This is a genomic window from Gemmatimonas sp. (assembly GCF_044345575.1).
Taxonomy (GTDB): Bacteria; Gemmatimonadota; Gemmatimonadetes; order Gemmatimonadales; family Gemmatimonadaceae; genus Gemmatimonas.
In genome coordinates this window covers 1-5,048 of the sequence record NZ_JBIJAW010000246.1, presented here as the reverse complement: position 1 = coordinate 5,048, position 5,048 = coordinate 1, and the positions used below count along the sequence as shown (strand labels likewise).

Annotated in this window: 5 protein-coding genes; all 5 read right to left on the bottom strand. The window is 67.0% G+C overall.

What is annotated here, in order from left to right; translation table 11 throughout:
* Window positions 1–222 precede the first annotated feature (222 nt).
* Complete coding sequence (locus ACIQ6O_RS12710; RefSeq protein WP_396208163.1) at window positions 223–1,665, bottom strand: M24 family metallopeptidase; 1,443 nt, start codon at window positions 1,663–1,665, stop codon at window positions 223–225.
* A gap of 132 nt (window positions 1,666–1,797) precedes the next feature.
* The gene (locus ACIQ6O_RS12705; protein WP_396208162.1) at window positions 1,798–2,286 is read right to left on the bottom strand and encodes a hypothetical protein; all 489 of its coding nucleotides are present in this window, start codon (window positions 2,284–2,286) and stop codon (window positions 1,798–1,800) included.
* Between the two features lie 403 nt (window positions 2,287–2,689).
* Complete coding sequence (locus ACIQ6O_RS12700; protein WP_396208161.1) at window positions 2,690–3,574, bottom strand: alpha/beta hydrolase; 885 nt, start codon at window positions 3,572–3,574, stop codon at window positions 2,690–2,692.
* 236 nt (window positions 3,575–3,810) lie between these two features.
* Window positions 3,811–4,617 (bottom strand): signal peptidase I, encoded by an 807-nt coding sequence (gene lepB, locus ACIQ6O_RS12695; RefSeq protein ID WP_396208160.1) that lies wholly within the window; start codon window positions 4,615–4,617, stop codon window positions 3,811–3,813.
* Between the two features lie 144 nt (window positions 4,618–4,761).
* Window positions 4,762–5,048, bottom strand: a 287-nt coding sequence (locus ACIQ6O_RS12690) for an SWIB/MDM2 domain-containing protein (RefSeq protein ID WP_396208159.1), incomplete at its 5' end; no start/stop codon positions are given.

Below are 5,048 nucleotides of genomic sequence, written 5' to 3'. Positions count from 1 at the left end.
CGGCGAGATACACGACCCCCATACCGCCACGACCGATCTCGCGCAGCAGGCGGAACTCGCCACTGAGCGCATGCGCCAGAGCCGGTGCCGGTTCCGGCCAGGTGAGGGCGTCCGTGTTCATGCGATCATGGGGAAGAGAGGCGTGTACGCCGTCCCTTCAAGTTACCCAAAGGCCGCGCAATGGAAGCGTCGGGTCTGCGCCGCTTGTGGCAAGCCCGGCAACTACTTGAGCGGCGCCTTGACGATGTGAAACGTGTTCTGTCGGCCGAACGCCCAGCGCACCTTGCCGTTGGCGTCGATGATCACGTCTTCTTCCTGCGCCGAGCGAACCTGCTGGTTGTTCCATTCGGGTACGGGCGTGGTAGCCTGCAGCTCGATGGAGTACCACATGCCCGGGATGAGCTTGTGGTCGCCGCGCCCCGGCACGCCGTCCTGGTAATCCCAGAGTCCCACGAGGGCACCGGCCCCGTGGCCGTTGAGCCCGATGGGGTGCGAGTACTCAGTGCCGTCGATGCCTTCGCCCTTCATGCGCGTGAGCACGGCCTTGAGCACCTCGTTGCCAGTACGACCAGGCTTGAGCTCTTCGATGGTGAGGTCCTGCAGGCGGTTCGAGTTGGCGAGCGCCTTCTTGATCCCCGCCGGTACGTCCGTCTCACCGGGCTTGAGCACGTAGCCCATGTGCTGGGTGTCGGTATTGAGGCCCATGGCCGTGACACCGAAGTCGCAGTGCAGAATGTCGCCCGCGAGAATCGTCGGATTCACGCCCACCAGTTCGGGGCTGCCGAAGGCGCGCTGCACTTCCACGCTGGGCTGGAACCAGGTGGAGAGGCCGAGGTCGGCGAGCCGCTGACGCATCCACCACACCACATCGTCGGCCTTGGTCACGCCGGGCGTGATAACCTTGCTGGAGAAGGCTTCGCTGATGATGTCCCACGCCACGCGATTGAGCTCACGGAAGGCGGCTTCCTCTTCGGGCTGGCGCGCGGCGATGAGGTCGACGGCGAGCGCTTCGGCGTTCACCACCTTGCCGGCCCACTGCGGCCCGAGGGCTTCGAGCATGCCTTCCTTCTCGCCGCTCGCGAGACCGTCGGCGAAGGCGAACGTGCGCGACGTGTTGATGGCGATCTTCTGCGGCTTGCGCTCCTCGATGACCTGCTTGAGGATCTGCCACTGCTCGTCGCCCCAGAGTTCAGCCTGCCGCGAATTCTCGCGGCTCCCCGCTGCGGGCGCGGCCACCGGCTTCATGCTGCGTACGGCCTTGAACACGTTCCCCTGCGAGGTACCGCCGAGGGCGATGCGCTCGATACCCTGCTGCGGTCCGCGATCGAAGAACACGTAGATGGTGCGACGGCGCGCCGCGAACGTGGTGGGCGACGTGATGGCGCGGAACACGGGATCTTCGTTGTACTCGCGCATGGGCACGACCCACATATCCACCTTCTCACGGCGCATGAGGGCGGGGAGCGTGCGCTCCATGCGCAGCTCGAACCACTTCTGCTGCTGCATGGCCTGATCGCGCAGCAGTCCGAAGGGGCGCAGCGTGTCGGCCGCGGGCGAGCCGCTGGTGCGCGTACCCGGAGTGGCCGGGAAGGCGATGGGCTGGGCGGAAACCGCGGCGGGGGCGAGGGCGGCGGAGATCGCGAGGGCGGCGATAGAGAGGCGCATTGGCGAGTTGGCGTTGGATCGGAGTTGTGGCAACAGCAAACGGCAGACGGCAGACGGCAGGAACGACAGTTCGCAAACGGGGGTCACTACGCGGGGTGTTGAGCCTGCTTCCTACGCCCTGCGTCCTTCCTTTCAACCAGCGGCCGTTGACCGTTGGTCGACGGCTTTTCTGACCAGCTGGACGACGAGGGCGAGGACGAGCGCGAAGATGGCGATGGTGAGCCCGCGCTGCCACAGTGTTTGCGCGGCCATGGGCCACCAGTCGCCCCAGCCGGCCATCTGCGAGCCGTAGCGCTCGCGCCCGAAGACGATGAGTACGGAGCTCATCCCCATTTCCACGACGAATTCGATGAGGGAGAACGCCAGGGCACGCCGAGGCCAGCGCTTGACCGGGTAGTTGCCGAGGTGCCAGGTGAGCATACCACAAAGGAACAGCACACCCAGCGTGAGCCCGGCCACGAAGAACAGCCAGCTGCCGCTTCCCAGCATGATGGCGCGCCAAACGCGCAGCACGAGCCCGGTGATGCCGGCAGGCTCGATGGTGCGAATGGCAAAGGCGCGCAGCGGGTGAAGCTTCTCCTCACCCCAGTGGATCACGTCGCGCGGGAAGAAACGGGACATGCGGGCAAGCTACGCGCGGGAGCGGGGGGCGCTAGTACGGTGCGTCGTGGGGGCTGGGGTGGACTACGCGCGATCGACTACGCGTTGGCGCCTACGCGTTGGGAAAAACGCGTTGGAACGGACGCATTGGCACGAACGCGGAGGGGCGCGGGCGACAACGCGGGCGACAACGGGGCGCGCCTCGGCCTTCGGCCGTTGGCGCGCGGCGTGGGTGCCAGCGTGGGTGCCGGCGTAGGCGACAGCGTATCTCCGCGTTTGTGCCAACGCGTAGGTTCCAGTGCGTTCGTGCCAACGCGTTCGTGCCAACGCGTTCGTGCCAACGCGTAGTCGACCACGCGTAGGCAACGACGCCCAGACAAAACGTGCAGACAACGACGCGCAACCCACGACGCGCCACTTCCCCCTACTTCACCACCCCGAGCAGAAAGCCCAGACTTTCCGGCACGTGCGCGCGCCAGTAGTCCCATGTGTGCGCGCCCGGGTACTCCGTGTACGTGTGGGGGATGCCGAGTCGGGTGAGCGCGGCGTCGAAGTCGCGGTTCTGCGCGACCCACGTGTCGCTCACGCCGATATCGAAGCGGAGCGCGGGGAGCCGGGCCTCCTGGCGCTGTGCACGCGCCTGCAACCGCTCAGCCATCACCTGCGGGTCGCGCGCGCGCCAGGCGAGCATGTCGTTGCCGAACACGGCGCGCAGCGACGGCCACAGGTGGCGGACGCCGGCGCCGAGTTCCTGCATGGTGCGCCCGTAGCGGGCCGAGTCAGTAGGGGTCGCGCCAATTCGCAGGCGCGGCGACAGCACCCCGGAATGACTCGCGGCGGCGGCAAAGCGGTCGGGGTAGGCGAGGGCCAGCGTGATGGCGCCGTAGCCGCCCATACTCAGCCCCGCGATCCCACGGCTCTCGCGGGTGGCACGGGTGCGATACGTGCGATCCATGTATCCCACGATGTCGTGCGCCACGTAGTCGTCGTAGTGGGGCCACGGCACGCAGTAGGTGGCGGCAGGCTCGCGGCGCACGGTGTCGGCGGCGCACCCGGCGTCGGGCAGCGACGCCCACGTGGTGTACCAGCCGTCGTCACCGTCGGGCATAACCACGATGGCCTCGGGTAGACCGGCGGCGATGAGCGAGTCCATCACCAGTGGCAGGCGGCCAGCGCCGGCCCAGTCGCGCTCACTCCCACCGCGTCCGTGGAGATAGACGAGCAGCGGATAACGCTGCGTGCCGCGGCCGTACGACGGCGGCAGATAGACCGTGACGGACTTGGAGAGACCGAGAGACTGCGCCCACACCGTGTCGGTGCGGAGCTGGCCCCTTGGCGGTTGAACGGCGCGAGCTTGAAGGGCGCGAGCGGGAACGGCGCGAGCTGGTGGGGCGCTGGCTCGAAGGGCGCGGACAGCGGAAGCTTGAACTACGGGAGCTTGAACTACGAAAGCTTGGACAGCGGAAGCTCGCGGGGCGGAAAGGGTGACAACGGCACACACCGTCGCGACGATCGCCAGCCCGCGGGCCCCGCGTATCAGCACGCTCATCGAATGATCGTACCCAACCGACCCCAACGGATATCGGTGATGAACGGCAATGGCTTGTCGCTCTCATCAGCGCGATACGAGTAGTACACGAACACCGGGCGGCCGCGCACGTTCTCGCGCGGGACGAAACCCCAGTAGCGGCCGTCCTTGGAGTCGTAGCGGTTGTCGCCGAGCATGAAGAGCATGTCCTTCGGCACCACGAGCGGGCCCCAGTCGTCGAGCGTGGGCTGCGCGGGGGGATCGCCGGCGCTGCTCCCGCGCACCTCGAAGGGCTTCTGCCACTGGAAGAGCGGGTGCGAAAACCCACCGTCGCCCTTCTCGTTCTGCGACGCCGCAAAGCCCTGACGCTGCGGCATGCCGTTGAGATAGAACAGGCCGCCGCGCATCCACACGGTGTCGCCGCCCACCGCCACCAGCCGCTTCACCAGCGTGGGGTTGGGATCGTCGGGCTGGTCCACCTGCGTGGGCGACATGAACACCACCACGTCGCCGCGCTCGGGGTCGTCGTAGCCCGGCAGGTTGATGTCGGTGAACGGCACGTGCGGGCCGTACGCGAGCTTGTTCACGAACAGCCAGTCGCCCACCAGCAGCGTGGGGATCATCGAGCCCGACGGGATGCGATACGCCTCGAGGAGGAACGTGCGCACCACAAGGAAGATCGCGAGGGTGACCGCGATGGCCTTGAGGTTCTCCCACGAGAAGAAGCTGTCGCCGGAGCCGGCGGACTTGCCACTGCGAAGCGCCGAGACGGAGCTACCGCCGGCGTTGCCACTGCTGGAGGAGGCGGACTTCTTCGAGGCCACGGATATACGGGTAGGTGTTCCACGAGATCCGCAGGACGGCGACGCCCTCGGCGTCCCCGTCCCGGCGGTGGGACTTCGGAAATGTACAAGGGGCGCATCCGGATGGATGCGCCCCTTTCTCGTACGAGAACCGCCAGTCGCAGGTTACGACAGGTGCTTCGAAACGAGCTTGGTCATGTCGAACATGCTGACCGAGGCCTTGCCGCCGAACACCTTCTTGAGCTTGTCGTCGGCGTTGATCTGGCGCTTGTTCTTCTGGTCCTGGAGGCCGTGCTTCTTGATGTAGGCCCAGAGCTTCTTCACGACTTCGGTGCGCGGAAGCGGCTTGTCGCCGACCACGGCGGCAAGGTCAGCGCTCGGCTGGAGCGCCTTCATGAACGCCGCATTCGGCGTACGCTTCGCGGCCTTCTTGGCGGGCGCCTTCTTGGCGG

Bases quoted from the DNA above. Each gene is read 5' to 3' on its own strand.
- ACIQ6O_RS12710 (WP_396208163.1), bottom strand. From the start codon at position 1,665: ATGCGCCTCTCTATCGCCGCCCTCGCGATCTCCGCCGCCCTCGCCCCC.
- ACIQ6O_RS12705 (WP_396208162.1), bottom strand. From the start codon at position 2,286: ATGTCCCGTTTCTTCCCGCGCGACGTGATCCACTGGGGTGAGGAGAAG.